This window comes from Halomonas sp. GXIMD04776 (genome assembly GCF_049808615.1).
Taxonomy (GTDB): Bacteria; Pseudomonadota; Gammaproteobacteria; order Pseudomonadales; family Halomonadaceae; genus Modicisalibacter.
Genome location: NZ_JBNCAN010000006.1, coordinates 53425 through 76436 on the forward strand (window position 1 = coordinate 53425; position 23012 = coordinate 76436).

The 23012-nt window shown below is 59.9% G+C and carries 19 protein-coding genes; 17 read left to right on the forward strand and 2 right to left on the reverse strand.

The genetic code is table 11. From position 1 onward, the window contains the following. Position 1: 1 nt before the first annotated feature. Positions 2-793 (reverse strand): type I methionyl aminopeptidase, encoded by a 792-nt coding sequence (map, locus tag ACPF7Z_RS05500; protein ID WP_425192182.1) that lies wholly within the window; start codon positions 791-793, stop codon positions 2-4. A gap of 304 nt (positions 794-1097) precedes the next feature. Here map and rpsB point away from each other — a divergent pair, with 304 nt between their 5' ends. The 17 genes from rpsB (at position 1098) to tilS (ending at position 21473) form a co-directional block, all read left to right on the forward strand. Then, positions 1098-1832 (forward strand): 30S ribosomal protein S2, encoded by a 735-nt coding sequence (rpsB, locus tag ACPF7Z_RS05505; protein WP_425192183.1) that lies wholly within the window; start codon positions 1098-1100, stop codon positions 1830-1832. Between the two features lie 131 nt (positions 1833-1963). Continuing rightward, a complete protein-coding gene (tsf, locus tag ACPF7Z_RS05510; RefSeq protein ID WP_425192184.1) occupies positions 1964-2833 on the forward strand; it encodes a translation elongation factor Ts in 870 nt (289 codons plus the stop codon). A gap of 111 nt (positions 2834-2944) precedes the next feature. Next, the gene (gene pyrH, locus ACPF7Z_RS05515) at positions 2945-3682 is read left to right on the forward strand and encodes a UMP kinase (RefSeq protein ID WP_425192185.1); all 738 of its coding nucleotides are present in this window, start codon (positions 2945-2947) and stop codon (positions 3680-3682) included. Positions 3683-3686: 4 nt separating this feature from the next. Next, on the forward strand, positions 3687-4244 hold the full coding sequence (gene frr, locus ACPF7Z_RS05520; RefSeq protein WP_425192186.1) for a ribosome recycling factor: 558 nt from the start codon (positions 3687-3689) through the stop codon (positions 4242-4244). Positions 4245-4298: 54 nt separating this feature from the next. Continuing rightward, entirely contained in the window at positions 4299-5042 is a 744-nt protein-coding gene (gene uppS, locus ACPF7Z_RS05525; protein WP_425192187.1) for a polyprenyl diphosphate synthase, read from the forward strand. Further along, the gene (locus ACPF7Z_RS05530; protein WP_425192188.1) at positions 5035-5832 is read left to right on the forward strand and encodes a phosphatidate cytidylyltransferase; all 798 of its coding nucleotides are present in this window, start codon (positions 5035-5037) and stop codon (positions 5830-5832) included. Before uppS ends, ACPF7Z_RS05530 begins: the two co-directional genes overlap by 8 nt. 7 nt (positions 5833-5839) lie before the next feature. Next, positions 5840-7039 (forward strand): 1-deoxy-D-xylulose-5-phosphate reductoisomerase, encoded by a 1200-nt coding sequence (gene ispC, locus ACPF7Z_RS05535; RefSeq protein WP_425192189.1) that lies wholly within the window; start codon positions 5840-5842, stop codon positions 7037-7039. 16 nt (positions 7040-7055) lie between these two features. Further along, on the forward strand, positions 7056-8408 hold the full coding sequence (gene rseP / locus ACPF7Z_RS05540; RefSeq protein ID WP_425192190.1) for a sigma E protease regulator RseP: 1353 nt from the start codon (positions 7056-7058) through the stop codon (positions 8406-8408). Positions 8409-8558: 150 nt separating this feature from the next. After that, positions 8559-10892, forward strand: coding sequence for an outer membrane protein assembly factor BamA (gene bamA, locus ACPF7Z_RS05545; RefSeq protein WP_425192191.1), 2334 nt, complete (start codon positions 8559-8561; stop codon positions 10890-10892). Between the two features lie 97 nt (positions 10893-10989). Continuing rightward, on the forward strand, positions 10990-12039 hold the full coding sequence (lpxD, locus tag ACPF7Z_RS05550) for a UDP-3-O-(3-hydroxymyristoyl)glucosamine N-acyltransferase (protein WP_425192192.1): 1050 nt from the start codon (positions 10990-10992) through the stop codon (positions 12037-12039). 119 nt (positions 12040-12158) lie between these two features. Beyond that, positions 12159-12602, forward strand: a complete 444-nt coding sequence (fabZ, locus tag ACPF7Z_RS05555) for a 3-hydroxyacyl-ACP dehydratase FabZ (protein ID WP_425192193.1) — start codon at positions 12159-12161, stop codon at positions 12600-12602. After that, entirely contained in the window at positions 12599-13369 is a 771-nt protein-coding gene (gene lpxA / locus ACPF7Z_RS05560; protein ID WP_425192194.1) for an acyl-ACP--UDP-N-acetylglucosamine O-acyltransferase, read from the forward strand. Before fabZ ends, lpxA begins: the two co-directional genes overlap by 4 nt. 2 nt (positions 13370-13371) lie before the next feature. Then, positions 13372-14553, forward strand: a complete 1182-nt coding sequence (gene lpxB / locus ACPF7Z_RS05565) for a lipid-A-disaccharide synthase (RefSeq protein WP_425192195.1) — start codon at positions 13372-13374, stop codon at positions 14551-14553. A gap of 59 nt (positions 14554-14612) precedes the next feature. Continuing rightward, on the forward strand, positions 14613-15251 hold the full coding sequence (gene rnhB / locus ACPF7Z_RS05570) for a ribonuclease HII (RefSeq protein WP_425192293.1): 639 nt from the start codon (positions 14613-14615) through the stop codon (positions 15249-15251). Positions 15252-15300: 49 nt separating this feature from the next. Continuing rightward, on the forward strand, positions 15301-18804 hold the full coding sequence (gene dnaE, locus ACPF7Z_RS05575) for a DNA polymerase III subunit alpha (protein WP_425192196.1): 3504 nt from the start codon (positions 15301-15303) through the stop codon (positions 18802-18804). Positions 18805-18983: 179 nt separating this feature from the next. Beyond that, positions 18984-19937, forward strand: a complete 954-nt coding sequence (gene accA / locus ACPF7Z_RS05580) for an acetyl-CoA carboxylase carboxyl transferase subunit alpha (protein WP_425192197.1) — start codon at positions 18984-18986, stop codon at positions 19935-19937. Between the two features lie 261 nt (positions 19938-20198). Continuing rightward, complete coding sequence (tilS, locus tag ACPF7Z_RS05585) at positions 20199-21473, forward strand: tRNA lysidine(34) synthetase TilS (RefSeq protein ID WP_425192198.1); 1275 nt, start codon at positions 20199-20201, stop codon at positions 21471-21473. On the opposite strand, the gene ppx is transcribed toward tilS, so the two are convergent. Beyond that, positions 21452-22981 carry an exopolyphosphatase gene (gene ppx / locus ACPF7Z_RS05590; protein ID WP_425192199.1) on the reverse strand — a complete coding sequence of 510 codons (1530 nt, stop codon included), beginning with the start codon at positions 22979-22981 and terminating at the stop codon, positions 21452-21454. The genes tilS and ppx overlap by 22 nt on opposite strands. Between the last annotated feature and the right edge of the window lie 31 nt (positions 22982-23012).

The following is a 23012-nucleotide window of genomic DNA, read 5'->3' on the forward strand; positions in this document are numbered from 1 at the left end:
GTCAGTTCGTGAGGAAGCTCAGATCTTCCTCGCCTCGGGGTGTCAGAATGTCGACACCGCTGGCGGTGACCAACAAGGTATGCTCCCACTGGGCGGAAAGACTCTTGTCCCGGGTCACGGCGGTCCAGCCATCGCGCAGCACCTTGGTGCGATAGCCGCCGGCATTGATCATCGGTTCGATGGTAAAGCACATGCCTTCGGCCAATTCGATATCCGCTTCGGGAGAGTAGCCGTCGTAGTGCAGCACCTGAGGGTCTTCGTGGAATACGGCGCCGAGGCCGTGACCGCAGAAGTCGCGCACCACCGAGTAGCCATTGGCCTCGGCGTGTCGCTGGATTGGCTTGGCAAGCTCGGAAAGACGAGCGCCGGGACGTACCGCGGCGATACTTTTATAAAGGCATTCCTGAGTGATACGACACAGCCGCTCGCCCTGGGTATTCTCGCCGATGATGAACATCTTGCTGGTATCGCCGTGGTAGCCGTCCGCGGTTTTCACGGTGATATCGATGTTCATGATATCGCCATTCTTCAGCTTCTTGGCCTCGTCCGGGATGCCATGGCAGACCACATGATTGATCGAGGTGCAGATCGACTTGGGAAAGCCGTGATAGTTGAGCGGGGCAGGGGTCGAGCCCAGTTCATCGACGATGTACTCATGGCACAGACGGTCCAATTCACCGGTACTGACGCCGAGCTGAACGTAAGGGGTGATCATCTCCAGGACGGAAGCCGCCTGGCGACCGGCCTCACGCATCTTTTCGATCTCAGAGGGTGTTTTGATGGGAATGTTCATGGGGTCTCGATTCGGGAAATGGCAAGCCATCCGCCAGGCAGTGATAAGTGGCTGAAAGGCGGTAACGGCTTCATCTTGACACCATTGTATGGTATAAAGCCGCGCGCTTTCCTGCAATCCACAGCATTTGCGTTCGCATCTGACCTTGTCGGATGCAGCGAAGCGTCAACGAGCTTAAATGCCTTGAAAACACACATGCACCGTCACATGGTCCCGGGTGCTGCGTAATCGTCTTGCAAGACACGATACGCGGTCGGATCCATGGGGTGCGTGGAGGCCTAACCCGATACATCAGGAGTCATCCATGGCACAAGTCAATATGCGCGACCTGCTCAAGGCAGGCGCCCACTTCGGTCACCAGACCAAGTACTGGAATCCGAAGATGAGCAAATACATCTTCGGTGCCCGCAACAAGATCCATATCATCAATCTCGAGCACACCCTGCCGGCGTTGAACGATGCCATCGGCGTGGTCGAGAAGATGGCCGCTTCCAACAACAAGATCATGTTCGTCGGTACCAAGCGTTCCGCCAGCAAGGTCATCAAGGAAGAGGCCAACCGGGTCGGTCAGCCCTTCGTCAATCATCGCTGGTTGGGCGGCATGCTGACCAACTACAAGACCATCCGTCAGTCCATCAAGCGTCTGCGCGATCTCGAAACCATGCGCGAAGACGGTACTTTCGAGAAGCTGACCAAGAAAGAAGTCCTGATGGCGACCCGGGAGCAGGACAAGCTCGAGCGCTCCATCGGCGGTATCAAGAACATGGGTGGTCTGCCGGACGCGCTGTTCGTGGTCGATGTCGATCATGAGCGCATCGCCATCAACGAGGCCAACAAGCTAGGCATCCCGGTCATCGGTGTGGTCGATACCAACTCCGATCCAGATGGCGTCGATTACATCATTCCTGGCAACGATGACTCCATTCGTGCGATCCAGATTTATGTTCAGGCCATTGCCGACGCCTGCGCCAAGGCGAAGGAAGGACGTCCCGACGAATTCGTCGAGGTGACCGAAAACGACGACGCCGTTGCCGAGTAACGGTGTCATGCCGGCCCGATGACTCTATGTATCGGGCCGTTCGATCGAAAGCGCTGGAAAGCTCCCGTATCGCCTGTGTTGGCCGGCGCTATTTGACTACCCGATATCGAATTACTCAGAGGTTAATTATCATGGCAGCTATCAGCGCATCTCTGGTCAAGGAACTGCGCGAGCGCACCGGGCTCGGCATGATGGAGTGCAAGAAGGCGCTCACCGAAGCCGATGGTGACATCGAACGAGCCATCGAGAATCTGCGCAAGAACTCCGGTCTCAAGGCCGCCAAGAAAGCCGGTCGTACCGCCGCCGAGGGGGCCGTCGTGACCCGCGTGGCCGAGGACGGTAGTTTTGGCGTGATGGTCGAGATCAATTCCGAGACCGACTTCGTCGCTCGGGACGACAACTTCAAGGGTTTCGCCGAGAAAGTGTTGGCAAAAGTCTTCGAAGCCAAGTCCGACGACGTTTCCGCCATCATGGATGGCGGGATGGAAGAGACTCGTCAGCAACTGGTGCAGAAAATCGGTGAGAACATTTCCGTGCGTCGTGCCGCGGTTGTCGATGCCCCGGCGGGTGGCGTGGTAGGCGAGTATGTTCATGGCGGCCGTATCGGCGTGCTGACGCTGCTCAAGGGCGGCAATGCAGACGTGGCCAAGGACATCGCCATGCATGTCGCCGCGATCAATCCAGCGGTGGCGCGCCCCGAGCAGATGCCTCAGGAGCAGCTCGACAAGGAAAAGAGCATCATCCTGGCGCAGCCGGACATGGCGGGCAAGCCCGAGCAGATCGCCGAAAAGATGGTGCAGGGTCGCCTCAAGAAGTACTTGGCCGAGAACAGCTTGACCGAGCAGCCCTTCGTCAAGGACCCGAACACCTCCGTGGCCGAGTACGTCAAGGCCAATGGTGGTGAGGTGGTCGATTTCATCCGCTTCGAGGTGGGCGAAGGCATCGAGAAGGAAGAAGTCGATTTCGCCAAGGAGGTCATGGAACAGGCTCGCCGTAGCTAAGGCCTTGTTTTCAGTCCTCGCAATGGCGTGCGCGTGAGCGCACGCCATTGCGTATCTGACCGGTGAGTATCAGCCGCCGTCCTTAATTGCCCTGTTCACAGGAGATCCTGTATGTCTGCCACCGAGCGTCATGCCAAGTCAAAGTACAAGCGTATCCTGCTCAAGCTGTCCGGCGAGGCGTTGACCGGTGATGCCGAGTTCGGTATCGATCCCAAGGTGCTGGATCGCATGGCACTGGAAATTGGTCAGTTGGTGGGCATCGGCGTTCAGATTGGCATTGTGGTCGGTGGCGGCAATCTGTTTCGTGGCGCAGCCTTGCACGCGGCAGGTATGGAACGGGTGACCGGCGATCATATGGGAATGCTGGCAACGGTGATGAACGCCCTGGCGATGCGTGACGCCCTGGAGCGCTCTAATATTCGTTCGCGGGTCATGTCGGCCATTCCCATGAGCGGCGTGGTCGAGCATTATGATCGACGTACCGGTATCCGCTATCTTACGTCAGGTGATGTGGTCATCTTTTCCGCGGGCACCGGTAACCCCTTCTTCACCACCGATTCCGCCGCGTGCCTGCGGGGCATCGAGATCGATGCCGACGTGGTGCTCAAGGCGACCAAGGTCGATGGTGTCTACGACCGCGATCCGGTCATGTATCCAGATGCGGTCAAATATGAGCGTCTGGGGTACGACGAGGTGCTTGATCAGAAGCTGGGGGTCATGGATTTGACCGCCATCTGCCTGGTACGGGACCATGACATGCCAGTGCGTGTGTTTGACATGACCAAGCCCGGTGCATTGCTTAACCTGGTGGTGGGTGGCAAGGAAGGCACGCTGATAGACAGAGGTTGAAACCGTGATCAATGACATCAAGAAAGACGCTGAAAAGCGCATGCAGAAAAGCCTGGAATCACTGCAGGCCAATTTTCACAAGATTCGTACCGGGCGTGCCCATCCCAGTATCCTGGATGCCGTGACCGTGGACTATTATGGGGCGCAGATGCCGCTCAACCAGGTGGCCAGCATCAATGTTGAAGATGCCCGCACCCTGGCCGTGTCGCCCTGGGAGAAGTCCATGGTGACCAAGATCGAAAAGGCGATCATGACCTCCGATCTGGGGCTCAATCCGGCAACGGCAGGCACCGTGATTCGGGTCCCGATGCCGCCGCTGACCGAAGAGACGCGCAAGAGTTACACCAAGCAGGCGCGTGCCGAGGCGGAAAACGCACGGGTTGCCGTACGCAATGTGCGTCGTGATGCCAATGGCGACATCAAGTCCCTGCTTAAGGACAAGGAAATCTCCGAGGACGACGAGCACCGCGCCGAGGAGGCCATTCAGAAGCTGACCGACAAGTATGTCGCCGAGATCGACAAGCTTCTGGACTCCAAGGAACACGACCTGATGCAGGTCTGAGCGGTGACGAACGGCTGATTCGTCGTTCGTGTTCATTTCTCCGTGCGAGCTATCATGACGTCACCGCAGTCCCCTCAAATACCGCATCACGTCGCCATCATCATGGATGGCAATAACCGCTGGGCCCAGGCCCGGGGCTTTTCCGGCGTGCGCGGACATCGAGCCGGTGTCGAGCCGGTGCGCGCCGTCATTCGCCGCGCCGCTAAACGCGGGGTAGGCGTTCTGACCTTGTTCGCTTTTTCCAGCGAAAACTGGAAGCGTCCTGCAGGTGAAGTCAATGCGCTGATGGAGCTGTTCCTGATGGTGCTCAAGCGAGAGGTCAAGAAGCTTCACGACAACAATATTCGCCTGACGATCATTGGTGAGCGTGAGGCGTTCTCCCGGTCTATTCAGCAGCATATCCAGCGTGCCGAGGCCTTGACGCGTCATAATAGTGGTTTGCACTTGATCATTGCCGCCAATTACGGCGGGCGCTGGGATGTGGCCCGGGCCGCCAAGCGCCTGGCACAACGGGTCGAAGCCGGTGAGCTGAGTGCCAAGGATATCGATGAACAGCGCCTGGATGATGAAATCGGTCTGAATGGCGCACCACCGGTCGATCTATGTATTCGCACCAGTGGCGAGCAGCGTCTCTCCAATTTCCTGCTGTGGCAGCTAGCCTATTCTGAACTTCATTTCTCGCCGCTGCTGTGGCCGGATTTCGATGCCGATGCCTTCGACGACGCTATCAATGATTTCCTGAATCGCCAACGCCGCTTCGGTATGACCCAGGAACAGATAGAGGCCCAGGGTGCTTAAACAACGCATACTGACCGCGATGGTGCTCATTCCTCTGGCCTTGCTGGGACTGTTCGGACTGACCGGCGGCGCCTTCGCGCTCTTCACCGGTGCCGTCGTGTTACTGGCTGCCTGGGAATGGGCCAACCTTTCCGGTTTCGAGCGGCTCGGCCCGCGGCTGGGCTATGTACTGGTACTGGCGATGGCGATGTTGGCTGCCTGGCACATGAATGTGATGATGGCGACCTGGCCATTATGGATTGCGCTACTTGGATGGCTGGTGAGTTTCTACTGGATAGCGACTTATCCCGAGAGCCTGAAGCAATGGTCTCATTCGTGGCTGCGTTTGCTGACCGGGCTATGGGTACTATTGCCCTGCTGGATCGGATTCGTGCAGTTGCGCTCGAGCGGCGCCGAATGGTTGCTCTATGTGCTGTTGATGGTCTGGCTGGCGGATATCGGGGCCTATTTCGCCGGACGCCGTTTTGGCCGGCGTAAGCTGGCGCCGGCCGTGAGTCCCGGCAAATCCTGGGAAGGCGTTTATGGCGGTATGATCGCCACCGCGGTGCTGGCCATCGGTTTCGCCGTTGTCCTCGAACTGAGTTTCGGCAGGAGTCTGGGACTGATAGTCACGACGATAGTCGTCACCCTGGTATCGGTGCTTGGGGATCTGATGGAAAGCATGTTCAAGCGCCTACGCGGTATCAAGGATTCCGGCGATCTGTTGCCCGGTCACGGCGGCGTGCTCGATCGTATCGACAGTCTCACTGCTGCAGTGCCGCTGTTCGCTTTATTGCGGCTGTGGGGGTGAGAAGATCGTGCTAAACGATTCCTTCGCTTCCAATGTGCAAACGGTCACCGTACTCGGTGCGACCGGGTCGATCGGTGCCAGCACTCTCGATGTGCTGGGCCAACATCCCGATCGCTTTCGTGTGCATGCGCTGACGGCCTCCACCAGCAGCGCAGCGCTGCGCGATCAATGTCTAATTCATCGACCCACGTTGGCGGTGCTGGCGGATGATCGCGATGAGGCTTGGCTGCGCGCTGAACTGCACGGTGCCGGGCTCGCTACCGAAGTGCGTTCCGGCGCGGCGGCACTGTTGGAAGTGGTCGAGGCGGCCGAGGTGGATGTGGTGATGGCGGCCATCGTCGGTGCCGCCGGTCTGTTGCCTACTCTAGCGGCGGTGCGTGCCGGCAAGCGCGTATTGCTGGCCAACAAGGAAGCGCTGGTAATGTCCGGTGCGCTGTTCATGCAAGAGGTGACGCGTCATGATGCCGTGCTTCTGCCCATCGATTCCGAACATAATGCTATTTACCAGTGTCTACCTTCGGGAGGACGTGATGGCCTCGCCGATGCAGGTGTCACCCAACTGCTGCTCACCGCCTCCGGTGGCCCGTTTCGGGGTTGGAGCGCCGACCAGTTGGAGAGCGTCACCCCGGAACAGGCCTGTGCCCATCCCAACTGGTCGATGGGGCGCAAGATTTCGGTGGACAGCGCTACCCTCATGAACAAGGGGCTCGAGTTGATCGAGGCGTGCTGGTTGTTCAATGCGCGCCCTGAGCAGATCGAAGTCGTCGTGCATCCGCAGAGCGTGATTCACTCCATGGCCGCCTACAGTGATGGTTCGGTGATCGCCCAGCTGGGCAATCCGGACATGCGCACGCCGATCGCCTTCGGCCTGGCCTGGCCAGATCGCATTGCGGCGGGTGTCGAGCGTCTCGACTTATTCAGAGTGGCGCGACTCGACTTCGAGCCTGCGAACGAGGCGGCCTTTCCCTGCTTGCGCCTGGCCCGTGACGCTATGCTTGCAGGTGGCACGGCGCCAGCGCTGCTCAATGCGGCCAACGAAGTAGCAGTCGAGGCTTTCCTTGATGGACGCCTGGGATTTACCGGTATCGCCCGGGTCGTCGAGTCGGTACTTGAAGCCTGTGACGTAGGTAGGGCGGACGAGCTGGAAGTGATACTTGACGAGGATGCAAGGGCGCGTCGTGTCGCCGAGCGGTATCTGACACGCTGACCAGAGAGGAATGCATATGAGCGTGGTACAGAACGTGCTGGCGGTCATCGTGGTGTTGGGACTGCTGATCACCTTTCACGAGTTCGGTCACTTCTGGGTCGCACGCCGCTGCGGCGTCAAGGTATTGCGCTTCTCGGTGGGGTTCGGCAAGCCGCTGTGGTCGCGGTTCGACCGCCGGGGTACGGAATTCGCCATTGCCGCCATTCCTTTGGGCGGTTACGTCAAGATGCTCGATGAGCGCGAAGCGCCGGTCGCTCCCGAGGAGCAGCATCTGGCCTTCAATCGCAAGAGTGTCTGGGCGCGTATCGCTATCGTGGTGGCTGGACCCTTGGCTAACTTCTTGCTGGCGGTGGTGGCCTATTGGTTGCTGTTCGTCATTGGTACCACCGCGATTGCGCCAGTCATCGGTGAGGTGGCGCCGGACTCCCCGGCAGCCCGCGCCGGGTTGAGCTCGGGGCAGGAAATCGTGTCGATACAAAATGATCGCACTCGCTCCTGGGAAGACGTCAATCTCGAACTGATATCGCTGATTGGCCTCAATGGCACGCTCGAGGTGGCAACGCGCGATAGTGACAGCAGCGAAGCGCGCAGTCATCAGGTTCAAGTCTCCGATTGGTTGGCCCGTCAGGATCCCCCACAGCCTTTGGAGAGCCTGGGCATCGCGCCCTGGCGTCCGACTATTCCGCCAGTGCTGGGGCAGGTGCTCGAGGGTGAAGCAGCCGCCCGGGCCGGGCTCGAAGCCGGCGATCGAATCCTGGCGCTGAATGGCAATGAAGTGACTAGCTGGATGGCGTTCGTCGAGGTCGTCCGTGCGCGTCCCGGCGAATCTTTGGCACTGCGCATCGAGCGTGATGGAGCGACCCTGGACCTCACCCTGACCCCGGGCCAGCGCGAGGTCCAGGGTGAAGTGATGGGCTATATCGGGGCCGGTGTCGAGTCGGTCTCCTGGCCCGAAGAGTACCAGCGTGAGATTCGCTATGGCGCGTTGGCATCCGTGGGGCGCGCTCTGACGCGCACGGCTGACATGACCGTATTGACCCTGGATTCGATCCGCAAGATGCTCGTGGGCTTGATCTCACCCTCCAATCTTTCCGGGCCGATCACCATTGCACGCATTGCCGGTGATACCGCCCGCAGCGGTTTCGAAAGCTTCATCAGTTTCATGGCGTATCTGTCGATCAGTCTCGGTGTGCTCAACCTATTGCCGATCCCGGTGCTCGATGGCGGTCATTTGCTCTATTACCTGATCGAAGCCGTTCGTGGCCGACCGGTATCCGAAGAGGTCCAGGCGGTCGGGTTGCGTATCGGTATGGCCATGGTCGGCACCTTGATGCTGATGGCGATCTATTTTGATCTGATGCGTCTGTGACCGACGTATCGACAACTGTGGCGCCGCTGGCGTCCATCGTCCCGAGGCAAACACCTGATGAGCAGTGTGACCACGCTTGTCAGTCACCCCGGGAAATGTATAAGGTGCCTGTTCAGCGAGCCGGCGGAACAACTCGAGCGAAGCGATTGCATGAAATTTAAGACCATCGGATTGGCGGTATTACTGACGTTAAGCACCCAGACGGCCCTGGCGGCCGACTTCACTGTTTCTGACATCCGTGTCGAAGGCCTGCAACGGGTTTCGGCAGCGTCGGTGTTCAATGCCTTCCCGGTGAGCGCCAACGAGCGTGTGGACGATCGCGAACTGGCCGCCGCCGCCAAGGAGTTGTTCGCAACCGGGTTGTTCGACGACGTTCAATTGGCGCGAGATGGCGACGTACTGATCATCCGGGTGGAAGAGCGGCCCTCCATATCCCGCATCGAGATCGAGGGCAACTCCCAGGTCGCCGATGAGGACTTGCGCAAGGGCATGGCGGAAGCAGGGCTGGCAGAAGGTCAGGTGTTGCAGCGTGCGTCCTTGGACGAGGTGCAGCGTCAGCTCGAGCAGCTCTATCACTCCCAGGGGCGCTACAGTGCCAGTATCGATACCTCCATCGAACCGGTGGATCGTAACCGGGTTCAGGTCAATATCGAGGTCGATGAAGGGGCGGTCGCCAAGATTCGTCAGATCAACATCGTCGGTAATCAGACGTTTTCCGATGAGACGTTGCGTGACTTGATCGAGCTCGAGGATCGGCCGGGCTGGTTCTTCGGCTGGTTCTCCGATGATGAATACTCGCGTGAAAAGCTCTCCGGTGATCTGGAAACCCTGCGTTCCTATTATCTGGATCGTGGTTTCGTCAACTTTGCAATTACGTCGACTCAAGTCGCGATCAGCCCCGACAATTCGCAGATATTCGTCACCGTCAACGTCGACGAGGGCCAACGTTACCGGATCGGTAAGATCAATTTTGCCGGCGAACTGACGCTTCCCGAGCAAGAGGCGCGTTCGCTGATCACCACCGAAAGCGGCGAGATCTATTCGCGCAGTGCGCTGACCGATTCCGCCGAGGCATTGCGTCAGCAGCTTGGCGCCGAAGGCTATGCCTTTGCCAATGTCGAAAGCGTTCCCGATGTGGCGGAAAACGGCGACACGGTCGATGTGACCTTCCTGGTGGAACCGGGCCGTCGTGCCTATGTACGCCGCATCAATTTCGAGGGTAATACCACGACCCAGGATGAGGTGTTGCGCCGCGAAATGACCCAGATGGAGGGTGCGCCGGCCTCCACCGATCGCATCAGCCAGTCCAAGCAGCGCCTGGAGCGCCTCGGCTTCTTCCGTCAGGTCGATGTCGAGACACGTCCCGTCGCCGGCGAGTCGGACCAGGTCGATGTCACCTACAACGTCGAGGAGCAGCCCTCGGGGTCGATCTCGGCGAGTGTCGGTTATTCACAAAGTGCCGGAATCATCTATGGTGCCTCGCTGGCGCAGAAGAACTTTCTGGGGACCGGTAACCAGGTCAATGTCGGCGCGCAGAAGAGCGACACCTTCACCAGCGTGAATTTCGGTTTTACCGATCCTTACTGGACCCTGGATGGCATTTCGCGGGGTTACAACCTGTTCTATCGCGAAACCGATTACGAGGACTCTGACGTCTCGACCTACTCCACCGATTCCTACGGTGGCAGTATCGACTTCGGATATCCGATCAACGAGTACAGCCGGCTCAACTTCGGTGTCGGTCTCGAAGACTTGTCGATCGAGACGTATCGGGACACGCCGGCGGAAATCGTCGAGTACACCAATACCCAGGGCGAAGATGCGACGAGCTACAAGCTCACTGCCAGCTGGACACGCAACAAGCTCAATCGCGGCATCATGCCGACGGATGGCAGCTATCAGCGCGTTTCCCTGGAAACCGCAGTGCCGGGTTCCGATGCCGAGTACTACAAGGTGCGCTACCGCGGGCAGAAGCTGTTCGAGCTGAATCCCGATTGGTCGCTCAAGTTCGGCACCGAGTTGGGCTACGCCGACAGTATCGGTAACGACCCCTATCCGTTCTACGAGAACTTCTACTCCGGTGGGCTGGGCTCGGTGCGTGGCTTTACCGGCAATACTCTAGGGCCCAAGACCACCGCCAGCAACTTCGGTGACGATGACACCCTGGGCGGCAATGTGCTGGTAGAGGGCACGGTCGAGCTCATCTATCCTTTCCCTTGGGTGGAGGATCGCCGCTCACTGCAGACCAGCGTGTTCTTCGATGCCGGTAACACTTATTTGACCGAATGTTATGATGTGCCAGATGGGGTTACGTCGAACTGTGAAAGCGGCGTGGATATCGGTGACCTTCGCTACAGTGTCGGTCTGGGCTTGACCTGGCTGACGCCGGTGGGGCCGCTCACGTTCAGTGTGGCCAATCCTCTCAACGATGAGGACGGAGACGATACCCAGACCTTCCAGTTCTCTCTTGGCCAGACATTCTGAGCCAGCCGCTGGCAGATGATGGCCCTGCCTGTGCTGGAGCATACGACAGGGCCACAACGTCAACCGATATCGGGCACCGCAGGGCTGGCACACGATCATGAACAAGACCAACTGCCTCTCATTTTCACTGGCTGAATTGGCGGAACGCCTAGGAGCCACCCTGGTTGGCGATGGCAATCGACGCATCAGCAGGCTTGCCACACTGAGTGATGCGGGGCCTTCCGATATCAGCTTTCTGGCGAACAAGGCGTATCTCAAGTACCTACTGGAGACGCAAGCCGCCGCGGTTCTTTTGCATCCGGCCCATGCCGGTGAATGCCCCGACACCACGGCACGCCTCGAGCTCGATAACCCCTATCTTGCCTACGCCCAGCTCTCGCGACTGTTTGACCCGCTGTTGGCCCGAGAGCCCTCCGGCATCCATGTCACGGCGTTCGTCGCTGGCGATGTGACCTTGGGTCGCAATGTCGAGATCGGTCCTCAGGCGGTGATCGAGGCGGGCGTCACGTTGGGCGACGATGTGGTCATCGGCCCGGGTAGTGTGGTGGGCATGGATTCGATCATCGGTGCCGGTTCGCGACTGCATGCCAACGTGACGGTCTGTCACGGTGTGGTCGTCGGTGAACGAGCGATTCTGCACAGTGGGTGCGTCATCGGCGGCGATGGTTTCGGTTTCGCCCACGATGGTGGTCGCTGGCACAAGATCGCCCAGTTGGGCGGCGTCATTCTGGGTGATGATGTCGAGGTGGGAAGTTGTTCGAGTATCGACCGTGGTGCGCTGGGTGACACCCTCATCGGCGACGACGTCAAGATCGACAGTCAGGTGCAGATCGCGCACAACGTGCAGATTGGTGACCATAGCGCCCTGGCCGGTTGTGTGGGGATCGCCGGATCGACCAAGGTGGGTCGCCATTGCATGCTCGGCGGTGGGGTAGGACTTGCCGGGCATCTCAGGATCTGCGATGGCGTACAGGTCACCGGCATGAGCCTGGTGACAAACTCCATTACCCAGCCGGGAGTCTACTCGTCGGGGACGGGCGCCATGGATAACAGCTTATGGCGCAGGAATGCCGTGCGTTTCAAGCAGCTCGATGATATCGCCAAGCGGGTGACACGGCTCGAACGTCATCACGGGCGGAGCGAGTAAACGGCTGCTAGATATCACAGATGGCGCTATAATCCACCGCCGAGTCTGGCCGTCTTTGACTCGCCAAACGATGTCTGCCCATTGAGGGCGGGCATTACGTACTTTTAGAGGTTGCACCGATGGTAATGGATATCAACGAGATCCGAGAATATCTACCTCATCGCTATCCCTTTTTGCTGGTGGATCGTGTGGTAGAGCTCGGACTAGGCGAAATGATCGTCGCGTACAAGAATGTCAGCATCAACGAGCCGTTCTTCAATGGTCACTTTCCGCACCATCCCATCATGCCCGGCGTTCTGATTATCGAAGCGATGGCTCAGGCCTGCGGTATCCTTGGCTTCAAGACGGTCAACAAGTTGCCCGCAGATGGCTACGTCTACTACCTGGTGGGGAGTGACAATGCGCGGTTCAAGCGCCCGGTCATGCCCGGTGATCAACTGCGTCTGGAGGCGCGGGTGATTCGTGGTAAACGAGGGATCTGGAAGTTTGCCTGCCGTGCCACCGTCGATGGCGAACTGGCCTGCGAGGCCGACATCATCTGTGCCGAGAGGAAGGTCGCTTGATTCACCCCAACGCCATCGTCGATCCCTCTGCGCGACTCGCCGACGACGTGGAGATTGGCCCATTCACCGTCATTGGTGCGGACGTCGAAATCGGTGCCGGTAGCCGCATCGGATCGCATGTAGTGATCAAAGGGCCCTCGCGCCTCGGCCGTCGTACGCGTATCTTTCAGTTTGCCTCGGTCGGCGAAGATTGCCAGGACAAGAAATACGCCGGGGAGCCGACGCGCCTGGAGATGGGTGACGACAATATCGTTCGTGAGGGGGCAACGCTGCATCGCGGCACCGTTCAGGATCGCGGTGTGACCACCATCGGTAGTCGTAACCTGTTCATGGCCTACACGCACGTCGGGCACGATTGCGTGATTGGTGACGATTGCATCCTCGCCAATCAGGTGACCCTCGGCGGTCATGTCAAGATCGGTGACTACGTCATTCTTGGTGGCTTGGTCGCAGTACATCAGTTCTGCCACGTGGGGGAGCATGCCATGTGTGGCGGTGGCTCCATCGTCACCAAGGATGTGCCCGCCTATCTGATGATCAACGGCCATCCGGCCCAGGCTCATGGTCTGAATCTGGTAGGACTGAAACGCCGCGGATTTTCGCGAGAGGCATTGCATGCGCTGACCGATGCCTATCGGATTGTCTATCGCCAAGGGCTGACCCTGGAGCAGGCACTCGAGCAACTCGATGCAAAGAATGCCAGACTCCCGGAGCTAGACATCTTCATTGCTTCCTTGAGAGCCTCCACCCGAGGGATCACGCGCTAGGGATGCGTGTCTATCTGGTAGCCGGCGAGCTGTCCGGTGACATTCTCGGTGCCGGATTGATGCAGGCCCTCAAGGCCCGCCAGGAGGATATCGAGTTTCGTGGTATCGGCGGTCCGCGCATGATCGCCGAGGGCCTCGAAAGCCTCTATCCGCTGGAAACCCTGTCGGTGATGGGGCTGGTCGAGGTGCTCAAGCATTTGCCCGAGTTGCTGCGGGTACGTCGTCATCTCAAGCGTGATGCCATGCGCTGGTGTCCGGACGTGATGATCGGCATCGATGCACCGGATTTCAATCTGGGGCTCGAGCGACAATTGCGCGAGGCAGGCATTCCCACCGCGCATTACGTCAGCCCCTCGGTATGGGCCTGGCGCCAGGGGCGGGTCAAGAAGATCGCCCGGTCAGTGGACGCCATCCTGACCTTCCTGCCCTTTGAAGCCGCGTTCTACGAACGCCACCAGGTGCCGGTCGCCTTCGTCGGGCATCCGCTGGCCGATGACATGCCGCTGGTCAACGAGCGCGACGCGACTCGCCGCGCACTGGGGTTGAGTCTGGACGCGCCGCTGCTGGCCATCCTTCCCGGTTCCCGGGCCAATGAAATCCGCTTTCTGGGGGCGACCTTTTGTGATGCCGCCGAACGTCTATGCCAGCGTGTCGACGATCTGCAACTGGTGATTCCGGCGGCCTCCGCCCAGCGGCGCGAGGAGTTGGAAACGTTGCTGACCGACTACCCGCAGTTGAGTCACCGTACTCATTTGTTGGATAGCCAATCCCGCGAGGCCATGATCGCAAGCGACGCCGTGCTGCTTGCCTCCGGTACGGCGGCTCTGGAGGCGATGCTGTGCCATCGGCCCATGGTGGTGGCCTACAAGATGGCACCGGCGACTCACTGGCTGGCGCAGTATCTGGTCAAGACCGAATGGATCTCGCTGCCCAATCTGATCGCCCAGGAAACCCTGGTACCAGAGCTGATTCAGCAGGCAGCGACACCGGAGGCGATCGCCGATCATCTGGCCGTATGGTTCGAGGACGCCGAGGCCCGCCAGGCGTTGGAGAAACGTTTCGCCACGATGCATGCTTCCCTGCAGCGTGGCGCCAGCCAACGCGCAGCGGAAGCGGTGATTGCGGTGGCCGATAGGCGACCCCTTCCCGCGAAAGTGCTGCCTCAAGAGCCTGATAGCCAATAGAAAGCGACTAGAAAGAAGTTAGAGAGCATCTCATGACAATCGAGACGGATCGAACGACCATGAGGACGTCGGTCAAGCAGAAGCACAGCAGTGCCAAGGCATTTCCTCCTCTGATCATCGATTATGCGGGGGAGCGCCTGGCCGGTGTCGATGAAGTCGGCCGCGGCCCGCTGATCGGATCGGTCGTCGCCGCGGCGGTGATTCTCGACCCACGGCGTGTCATCACCGGGCTCGGCGACTCCAAGGCGCTCACCGAAAAACGCCGCTTGGCCCTGGATGCCGAGATCCGCAGTCAGGCGCTGGCCTTCGCGGTGGCTGAGGCATCCCCTGTAGAAATCGATGAGCTCAACATTTACCACGCGACGCATTTGGCCATGCGCCGAGCCATCGATGGTTTGAAGGTCGCTGCCGAGTATCTGCTGGTGGACGGCAATCGCCTGCCCGGGCATCATGTTCCCGGGCAGGCGGTGATCAAGGGCGATGCCCGTCATCCGGCGATCGGCGCGGCCTCGATCCTGGCCAAGGTGGCTCGGGATGCGCAGATGGTGGCGCTTGATAAGCATTTCCCTGAGTATGGGTTTGCACGCCACAAGGGCTACCCGACCCCCGAACACCTGGCGGCCCTGGCCCGGCTTGGGCCACTTCCCGAGCATCGCCGCTCCTTTGCGCCGGTGAGAAAGCTGCTCGATATTCTTTAGGCGCAACGCTACATCGCGTCGATTTCATGCTTTGCAACGAGTCCGATTTATGACTACCCCCTTCGTCCATCTTCGTGTGCACAGCGAATACTCTCTCGTCGATGGTTTGGTGCGCCTGAAGCCCCTGGTCAAGGCGACCGTCGAAACCGGTATGCCCGCGGTCACTGTCACCGATGAGGCCAACCTCTTCGGGTTGGTCAAGGTCTACAAGGCGGCTCAGGGGGCTGGCCTCAAGCCGATCATCGGTGCCGATCTATGGCTCGAAAATCCTTACGATACAGGTCATCCATACCGACTGACCCTGCTGGCGATGGATGACGAGGGCTATCGCAACCTTACCGAGCTCATCTCGCGCGGCTGGGTCGAAGGCCAGCGCCAGGGGTTGGCGATCTTGAAGAAGGACTGGGTGTTCGAACAAAGCGCGGGGCTCATCGCGCTTTCCGGGGCCCGGGAGGGCGAGATCGGGCGTTTCCTGCTGGCAGGCCACGAGAACGATGCCGACACACTGCTCGGTGAGTGGCAAGCGCATTTCCCAGATCGTTTCTATCTGGAGCTGCAGCGTACCGGACGTCAGTACGACGAGGAGTGCGTGCACCTGTCCGTGGCCCTGGCCGCCCGCACCGGTACGCCGGTGGTGGCCACCAATGATGTGCGCTTTCTTTCGCGGGAAGACTACTGGGCCCACGAGACGCGGGTCGCCATCGGCGAGGGTAAAGCGCTGGACGATCCGCGCCGAGAGAAGCGCTACAGCGAAGAGCAGTATCTCAAGAGCCCGGCGGAAATGGCGGAGCTCTTCGCGGACATTCCCGAAGCGCTGGAAAACAGTGTGATGATTGCGGCGCGTTGCAACGTCGAGGTGCGCCTGGGCGAGATATTCCTGCCGGAATTTCCCATCCCCGAGGGCATGTCCCTGGAGGAGTACTTTCGCAAGATTTCCCATGACGGCCTGACCGAGCGTCTCGATCAGCTTTTCGAAGGGCCCAATGCGATCTATGCGGGTCGCGATCGCGCCGAGCATGAGCCCACCTATCGTGAGCGTCTGGATTTCGAGCTCGACATCATCATCAAGATGGGCTTTCCGGGGTACTTCCTGATCGTCATGGACTTCATTCAGTGGGCCAAGGACAACGATGTGCCGGTGGGGCCGGGGCGGGGGTCCGGTGCCGGTTCGCTGGTAGCCTACGCCCAGAAGATCACCGATCTCGATCCCCTGGAATACGATCTGCTGTTCGAGCGCTTCCTGAATCCGGAGCGGGTCTCGATGCCGGACTTCGATGTCGACTTCTGCATGGAGAAGCGCGATAGCGTCATCGACTATGTCGCCGAGCGCTATGGCCGCAACGCGGTCTCCCAGATCGTCACCTTCGGCACCATGGCCGCCAAGGCGGTGGTGCGGGACGTGGCCCGTGCCCAGGGCAAGCCCTATTCGCTGGGGGACAAGCTTTCCAAGCTGATTCCCTTCGAGGTCGGCATGACCCTGGCCAAGGCCCATGAGCAGGAAGAGGCCTTGCGCGATTACCTGACCGGCGACGAGGAAGCCCAGGAGATCTGGGACATGGCGCTCAAGCTCGAAGGCATTACCCGGGGCACCGGCAAGCACGCCGGGGGCGTGGTCATCGCCCCGACCAAGCTCACCGACTTCTCGCCGCTTTTATGCGACGAGGAAGGCAACGGTCTGGTGGTGCAGTTCGACAAGAACGATGTCGAGGAGGCAGGGCTGGTCAAGTTCGACTTCCTCGGCCTGCGCACCCTGACCATCATCGACTGGGCCCTGGAGATGGTCGATACGGTGCGGGCTCGGGACGGCGTGGGGCCGCTGGATATCACCAGCATCCCGCTGGACGATGCACCGACCTTCGCCATGCTCAAGAAGGCCGAGACCACCGCGGTCTTCCAGCTCGAATCCCGGGGCATGAAGGAGCTGATCAAGCGCCTGCTGCCGGACTCCCTGGAGGACATGATCGCCCTGGTGGCGCTGTTCCGCCCGGGGCCGCTGCAGTCCGGTATGGTGGACGACTTCATCAACCGCAAGCACGGTCGCGCCGAGCTGTCCTATCCGCACCCGGACTATCAGCACGACTGGCTCAAGCCGGTGCTCGAGCCCACCTACGGCGTCATTCTCTATCAAGAACAGGTGATGCAGATCGCCCAGGTGCTGGCGGGCTACAGCCTGGGTCAGGCGGACATGCTGCGCCGCGCCATGGGCAAGAAGAAGCCGGAGGAAATGGCCAAGCAGCGCGCCGGCTTCCTCGAGGGCTGCGCCGCCAACGGCATCGAGGAGGATCTCGCCGGCAACATCTTCGACCTGGTGGAAAAGTTCGCCGGTTACGGCTTCAACAAGTCCCACTCCGCGGCCTACGGGCTGGTCTCCTATCAGACCGCCTGGCTCAAGACCCACTATCCGGGGCCCTTCATGGCGGCGGTGCTGTCCACGGAAATGGACAACCTCGACAAGGTGGTGCCATTGATCGAGGAGTGCCGCAGTCTCGGTCTGACGGTCACGCCGCCGGACGTCAACATGGGCAGCTACAAGTTCACCGTCGATACCGAGGGGCGGGTGGTCTATGGTCTGGGGGCGATTCGCGGGGTCGGCGAAGGGCCGATAGGCGCCATCGTCGAGGCTCGCAGCCAAGGCGGTGAGTTTGCCGATCTGTTCGATTTCTGCCGCCGCGTCGATGCCAAACGGCTGAACAAGCGCACCCTGGAGGCCCTGATCCGCTCCGGCGCGCTGGATAATCTAGGGCCATCCCGGGCGGTGCTGACCGCGGCCCTGGAGGATGCCTTGAAGGCGGCGGCCCAGAGTTCGACCAACGCCAATCTGGGCATGATCGACATGTTCGGCGAGGCCTTCGCCGAACCCGAGGCCGGTGATGGTTATCAAGCCTATCGCAATGCCCGGGAGTGGAGCGACAAACAGCGTCTGGCCGGCGAGAAAGACACCCTGGGGCTCTATCTGACCGGGCATCCCATCGACGAATACGAGGCCGAGCTTGCGCGCTTCGTTTCGACCCGCATTCGCGATCTCAAGCCGTCCCGTGAGCCTCAGCGCGTCGCCGGGCTGGTGGTGGCGATGCGCACCATGAAGTCCAAGCGCGGCGATACCATGGCCTTCGTGACCCTGGACGATCGTACCGGGCGTATCGAGGCCTCTCTGTTCGGCGAGCTATTCGATCAGGTGCGCGGTTCCCTGACTCCGGATCAGGTGCTGATCGTCGAAGGTGAGGTACAGAGCGATGACTTCTCCGGTGGGCTGCGCCTACGCGGCAAGGAGTTCACCCTGATGATGGACGCACGCGCCCGGTACGGTGAGGCGCTGGAGCTATCGGTGGATGGTCGACGCCTCAATGGTCGTTTCATTTCCAGCCTGCGGGATAGTCTCGACCCTTGGCGTAATGACGCCGGTCTGCCGGTACGGGTTCGGTATCGTAACGCCGAGGCCAGCGGCTGGCTGGAATTGGGAAGCGACTGGAGAGTATCGCCTGCGGACGAGCTGATGATCGCGCTACGCGAGGTCGAGGGGCAAGACGGAGTACGCCTGAAATACCGTGGATGATCTCTGTGTCATCTCCTTGTCTTGCGTGATCGAATCAAGGTGCGATAATGCGCACCTACAGCGAGCCATAAAATGTACAACCCTATAGACAGCTAGTCACAAGCATGGATGTATGGGATTACAGGTATATGACTCACAGCCAATGATACCGGCTGCCTATTTCAACAAGCAGATGCGCTATGAATCCCAATTATCTGGATTTCGAACAGCCGATCGCTGAATTGCAGGCCAAGATTGAAGAACTGCGGTTGGTTGATAATGACAGCAAGATCAATATCAGTGACGAGATTTCACGGCTCGAAGAGAAGAGCAAGAAACTCACCGAGTCGATTTTCCGCGACCTGACGCCTTGGCAGGTATCTCAGTTGTCGCGTCACCCGCAGCGCCCTTATACCCTCGATTACCTCGAGACCATCTTCAGCGATTTCGATGAGCTGCATGGTGACCGCCATTTCGCCGATGACGCCGCCATCGTGGGAGGCGTTGCGCGGCTGGATGACAAGCCGGTGATGGTCATCGGCCATCAGAAAGGTCGTACCGTGCACGACAAGGTGAGCCGCAACTTCGGCATGCCGCGGCCAGAGGGTTACCGCAAGGCCTGTCGTTTGATGGAAATGGCCGAGCGTTTCAAGATGCCGGTGCTGACCTTCATCGATACACCGGGGGCTTATCCCGGTATCGGCGCCGAAGAACGCGGCCAGTCCGAAGCAATCGCTTATAACCTGGCGGTGATGTCACGGCTGAAGACGCCGATCGTCTCCACCGTCGTCGGTGAAGGAGGCTCTGGTGGTGCCCTGGCCATCGGGGTCTGCGATGAGCTTCAGATGCTGCAATACTCGACCTACTCGGTCATCTCCCCCGAGGGGTGTGCCTCGATCCTGTGGAAGAGTGCTGAAAAGGCCTCCGATGCGGCCCAGGCCATGGGCATCACCGCCGAACGCCTCAAGGAGCTGGGCTTCGTCGATACATTGATCGATGAACCGCTGGGTGGGGCGCATCGCTACCCGCAGATCACAGCGGACCGCATCAAGGAAAAACTCCTGGAAAGCCTGGAGCGGTTGCAGGGAATGGAGACGGAGGCATTGCTGGAAAGACGTTATGAACGCCTGATGAGCTACGGCGCTCCGAGTTAACGACCCTTTCTGCGCTCGCCTTTCTGTACTCAATCGTGCAGCATTAAAAACCGGCTGGTGCGCCAGCCCGGTCGAAATGCTCATTCACTAACGTAAACTCCGCTTTCTCACCGGTTTTTGCCTGGCCTGACCATCGCTCGAAGCGGGTTCGATCGCTCATCAGCAAGGTGTGCAGTTGCCCGCGATGCCGCTATCTTGACCAGGTTATCTTTTCGATAACTGCTCGAAGCCCACTTCTGGGCTTGGATAATTGCCTACTCCATGTCCCCTGACTCCTTGATCGCCAATGCGCTTGCGCAGTCACCTCCAGACAAGCCCGTCTGGGTGGCGCTTTCCGGTGGGTTGGATTCTTGCCTACTGCTGACGCTGGCGGCGCGTGCCGCCCATCGATTTCCTCGTCCCGTCTACGCCGTGCATGTTAATCACGGGCTGCAGTCCGCTGCCATCGACTTCGAGTGGCATTGTCGCAGGCTGTGTGGGCGTCTTGGTGTGCCGCTATTCGTTGAGCAGGTGCAGGTTGATGCGAGAGGCCAGGGGATCGAGGCGGCGGCTCGAGAGACCCGTTATGCGGCCTTCGTACGGCGAGTGCGGGAAGGCGAGAGCCTATGGCTGGCCCAGCACGCGGATGATCAGGCCGAGACGCTGTTGCTTGCTGCGCTACGTGGCAGTGGGGTGCGAGGTCTGGCGGGCATGCCATCGGTACGCGAGTGGCAGGGTAGGTGCGTGATGCGCCCGTTGCTCGAGCGTTCGCGCAGTGAGCTCGAGGGTGTGGCGCGGAAGCTGGATATCGACTGGATCGAGGACCCGACCAATGCAGACATCGATCTTGATCGTAACTTCCTGCGCCACAGGGTTATGCCATTACTGACATCCCGCTGGTCACAGGCCCTTCGTTCGCTCGCCCAGAGCGCCCATCTGGCCGGTGAAGCCGATGAACTACTCGACGAGCTGGCGGCACTGGATCTCGCAGCGGCCGGGGGCGAGCCGCACCGTTTGCGGATTGAGGCACTGAGAACGCTATCCGCACCACGCCAGCGGCTGTTGATCCGTCATGCGTGCCAGCGACTTGAGCTGCCCACGCCACCGGCGGCGCGACTGGCCACCTTGCTCGAACAACTCGATGCTCGGGACGGTGCCCAGGTACGGGTCGTCTGGCCCGGTGCTGAAGCGCGTTGCTGGCGCGACAGGTTGTACCTGCAGGCGCCTATGAGCGAGCTACCGGCACACTGGCAATGTGATTGGGATGGTCGGCCCGGATTGATGACCCCGGTGGGGCGCATCGAACAAGGTCTGTTTCCCAGCAATGGAGCGCCGGGAGCTGCATTGCGCTTGACCTTGCGCCGTGGTGGCGAGTCGTTGAGGGTGGCGGGTCGCGGTCGACGGGACGTCAAGCGCCTCCTCCAGGAGGCGGCTATCCCGCCCTGGCAGCGCTCTCGGCAATTATTGGCCTGGCATGAGGGTGTCCTGGTGGCGGTGCTAGGCGTCGCTGTTGCTCAAGGGTGGAGACAGACCGGTCAGGCCTCTGTCGTGAGCTGATCGATTTCCAGAAGGAGGCCGGCAGCTTGTTGATAGCGGCTTTCTTGTCTGAGATCGTCGAGCAGCAGCATTCGTTCCGATAACTCATTGGATAGCGAGAGATGCAGGGCTTCGTCTTCGACGCGCAGAACGAAGTCCTGAATGGGCTGTTCCGGGCGTGAGTGGTTGAGAAGCACTGCTAGACGCAACAGGCGTGCAAGCCGAGCATAGTGCGAACGCACCAGACGCGGCAGCGCCGCAAGCTCCTTGTGCGGAAACTTGCGGCGGTGGGCCAGGACCAGAAATGCCAGCGCTCGCTGCTCGGGGCGTGAGAAGCCGGGCAGATCCGAGTTTTCGATCAGATAGGCGCCATGACGATGAAACTTGCTGTGTGACACGGCGAGTCCCAACTCGTGCAGCCAGGCAGCCCAGACCAGGAATTGGCGTTGTACATTGCTGAGGTTCCAGACATCGCGTACCTGATCGAAGGCTATGGCGGCGCTAGTGGCTACATTATTGGCCTGGCGCGTTTCGATGCTGTAGCGGCGCTGAAGACCATGCAAGGTCTTCAGCCGCGAATCCTCGGCGGTGTTACGACCGACGACATCGTAAAGCACGCCTTCACGCAAGGCGCCATCCGAGTAGCGCATGTGGGTCAGGTCGAAGGCCTCGAAGATCGCGCAGAGAATGGCCAGGCCTGCCGGGAAGACCTTGGCACGATCCTCCTTCAGGCCTGCCATGGCAACCTTGTCGAGCTGCTTGAACTCAATGACCTGGTCGCGCAGGGCGCGTAACCCCTCCACACGAATCATTCCTTCAGGGCTGTCACCTTTGGCGGTGAGTACCGATGCGATGGCTTTGATCGTGCCGCTCGAGCCCACCGGGTCGGACCAGCCCAGTTCAAGATAAGGACGTCGGATATTGGCAAGTTCAGACAGTGCCGCCAGTTCGGCTTGGCGAAAGCGTTTTTCAGTGATATCACCATCGCCGAAAAAGTGTCGGGTATAGGTAACACAGCCCATGTGCAGGCTTTCCAGCACCAAGGGTTCGAAGCGTTCGCCGATGATGAACTCCGTTGAACCGCCGCCAATATCCACGATGAGCCGTTTCCCGTGGACATCCGCCAGGGCGTGGGCCGCCCCGAGATAGATGAGACGAGCCTCCTCGCGCCCGGCGATGATCTCGATCTCGTGACCCAGCAATTCTTCGGCACGCTCGATCAGCACCTCACTATTGTAGGCAGCGCGCAGCGCATTGGTGCCTACGATCCGCAGGTCAGGCGAAGCGATGTCCTCGATGAAGGAGGCGAAGCGAGTCAGGCATTCAAGCGCGCGCTGCATAGCGGCTTCGTTCAGGTTACCATCCTCATCGATGCCGGCAGCCAGCTGTACCTTCTCGCCCAATTTGGCGACGACCTGCAACTGGTCATTTTGATAATTGGCAACCAACAGATGAAAGCTATTGGAGCCTAGATCGATAGCCGCCAGACGTCGTGGCTGCTTTACCTCGGCCTGTGGCATCCTGCTCATACGCTGTCCCTGTACTGGTGATGTTGCAAGG

Bases quoted from the DNA above. Each gene is read 5' to 3' on its own strand.
- map (WP_425192182.1), bottom strand. From the start codon at position 793: ATGAACATTCCCATCAAAACACCCTCTGAGATCGAAAAGATGCGTGAG.
- rpsB (WP_425192183.1), top strand. From the start codon at position 1,098: ATGGCACAAGTCAATATGCGCGACCTGCTCAAGGCAGGCGCCCACTTC.
- tsf (WP_425192184.1), top strand. From the start codon at position 1,964: ATGGCAGCTATCAGCGCATCTCTGGTCAAGGAACTGCGCGAGCGCACC.
- pyrH (WP_425192185.1), top strand. From the start codon at position 2,945: ATGTCTGCCACCGAGCGTCATGCCAAGTCAAAGTACAAGCGTATCCTG.
- uppS (WP_425192187.1), top strand. From the start codon at position 4,299: ATGACGTCACCGCAGTCCCCTCAAATACCGCATCACGTCGCCATCATC.
- rseP (WP_425192190.1), top strand. From the start codon at position 7,056: ATGAGCGTGGTACAGAACGTGCTGGCGGTCATCGTGGTGTTGGGACTG.
- bamA (WP_425192191.1), top strand. From the start codon at position 8,559: ATGAAATTTAAGACCATCGGATTGGCGGTATTACTGACGTTAAGCACC.
- lpxD (WP_425192192.1), top strand. From the start codon at position 10,990: ATGAACAAGACCAACTGCCTCTCATTTTCACTGGCTGAATTGGCGGAA.
- fabZ (WP_425192193.1), top strand. From the start codon at position 12,159: ATGGTAATGGATATCAACGAGATCCGAGAATATCTACCTCATCGCTAT.
- lpxB (WP_425192195.1), top strand. From the start codon at position 13,372: ATGCGTGTCTATCTGGTAGCCGGCGAGCTGTCCGGTGACATTCTCGGT.
- rnhB (WP_425192293.1), top strand. From the start codon at position 14,613: ATGAGGACGTCGGTCAAGCAGAAGCACAGCAGTGCCAAGGCATTTCCT.
- dnaE (WP_425192196.1), top strand. From the start codon at position 15,301: ATGACTACCCCCTTCGTCCATCTTCGTGTGCACAGCGAATACTCTCTC.
- accA (WP_425192197.1), top strand. From the start codon at position 18,984: ATGAATCCCAATTATCTGGATTTCGAACAGCCGATCGCTGAATTGCAG.
- tilS (WP_425192198.1), top strand. From the start codon at position 20,199: ATGTCCCCTGACTCCTTGATCGCCAATGCGCTTGCGCAGTCACCTCCA.
- ppx (WP_425192199.1), bottom strand. From the start codon at position 22,981: ATGAGCAGGATGCCACAGGCCGAGGTAAAGCAGCCACGACGTCTGGCG.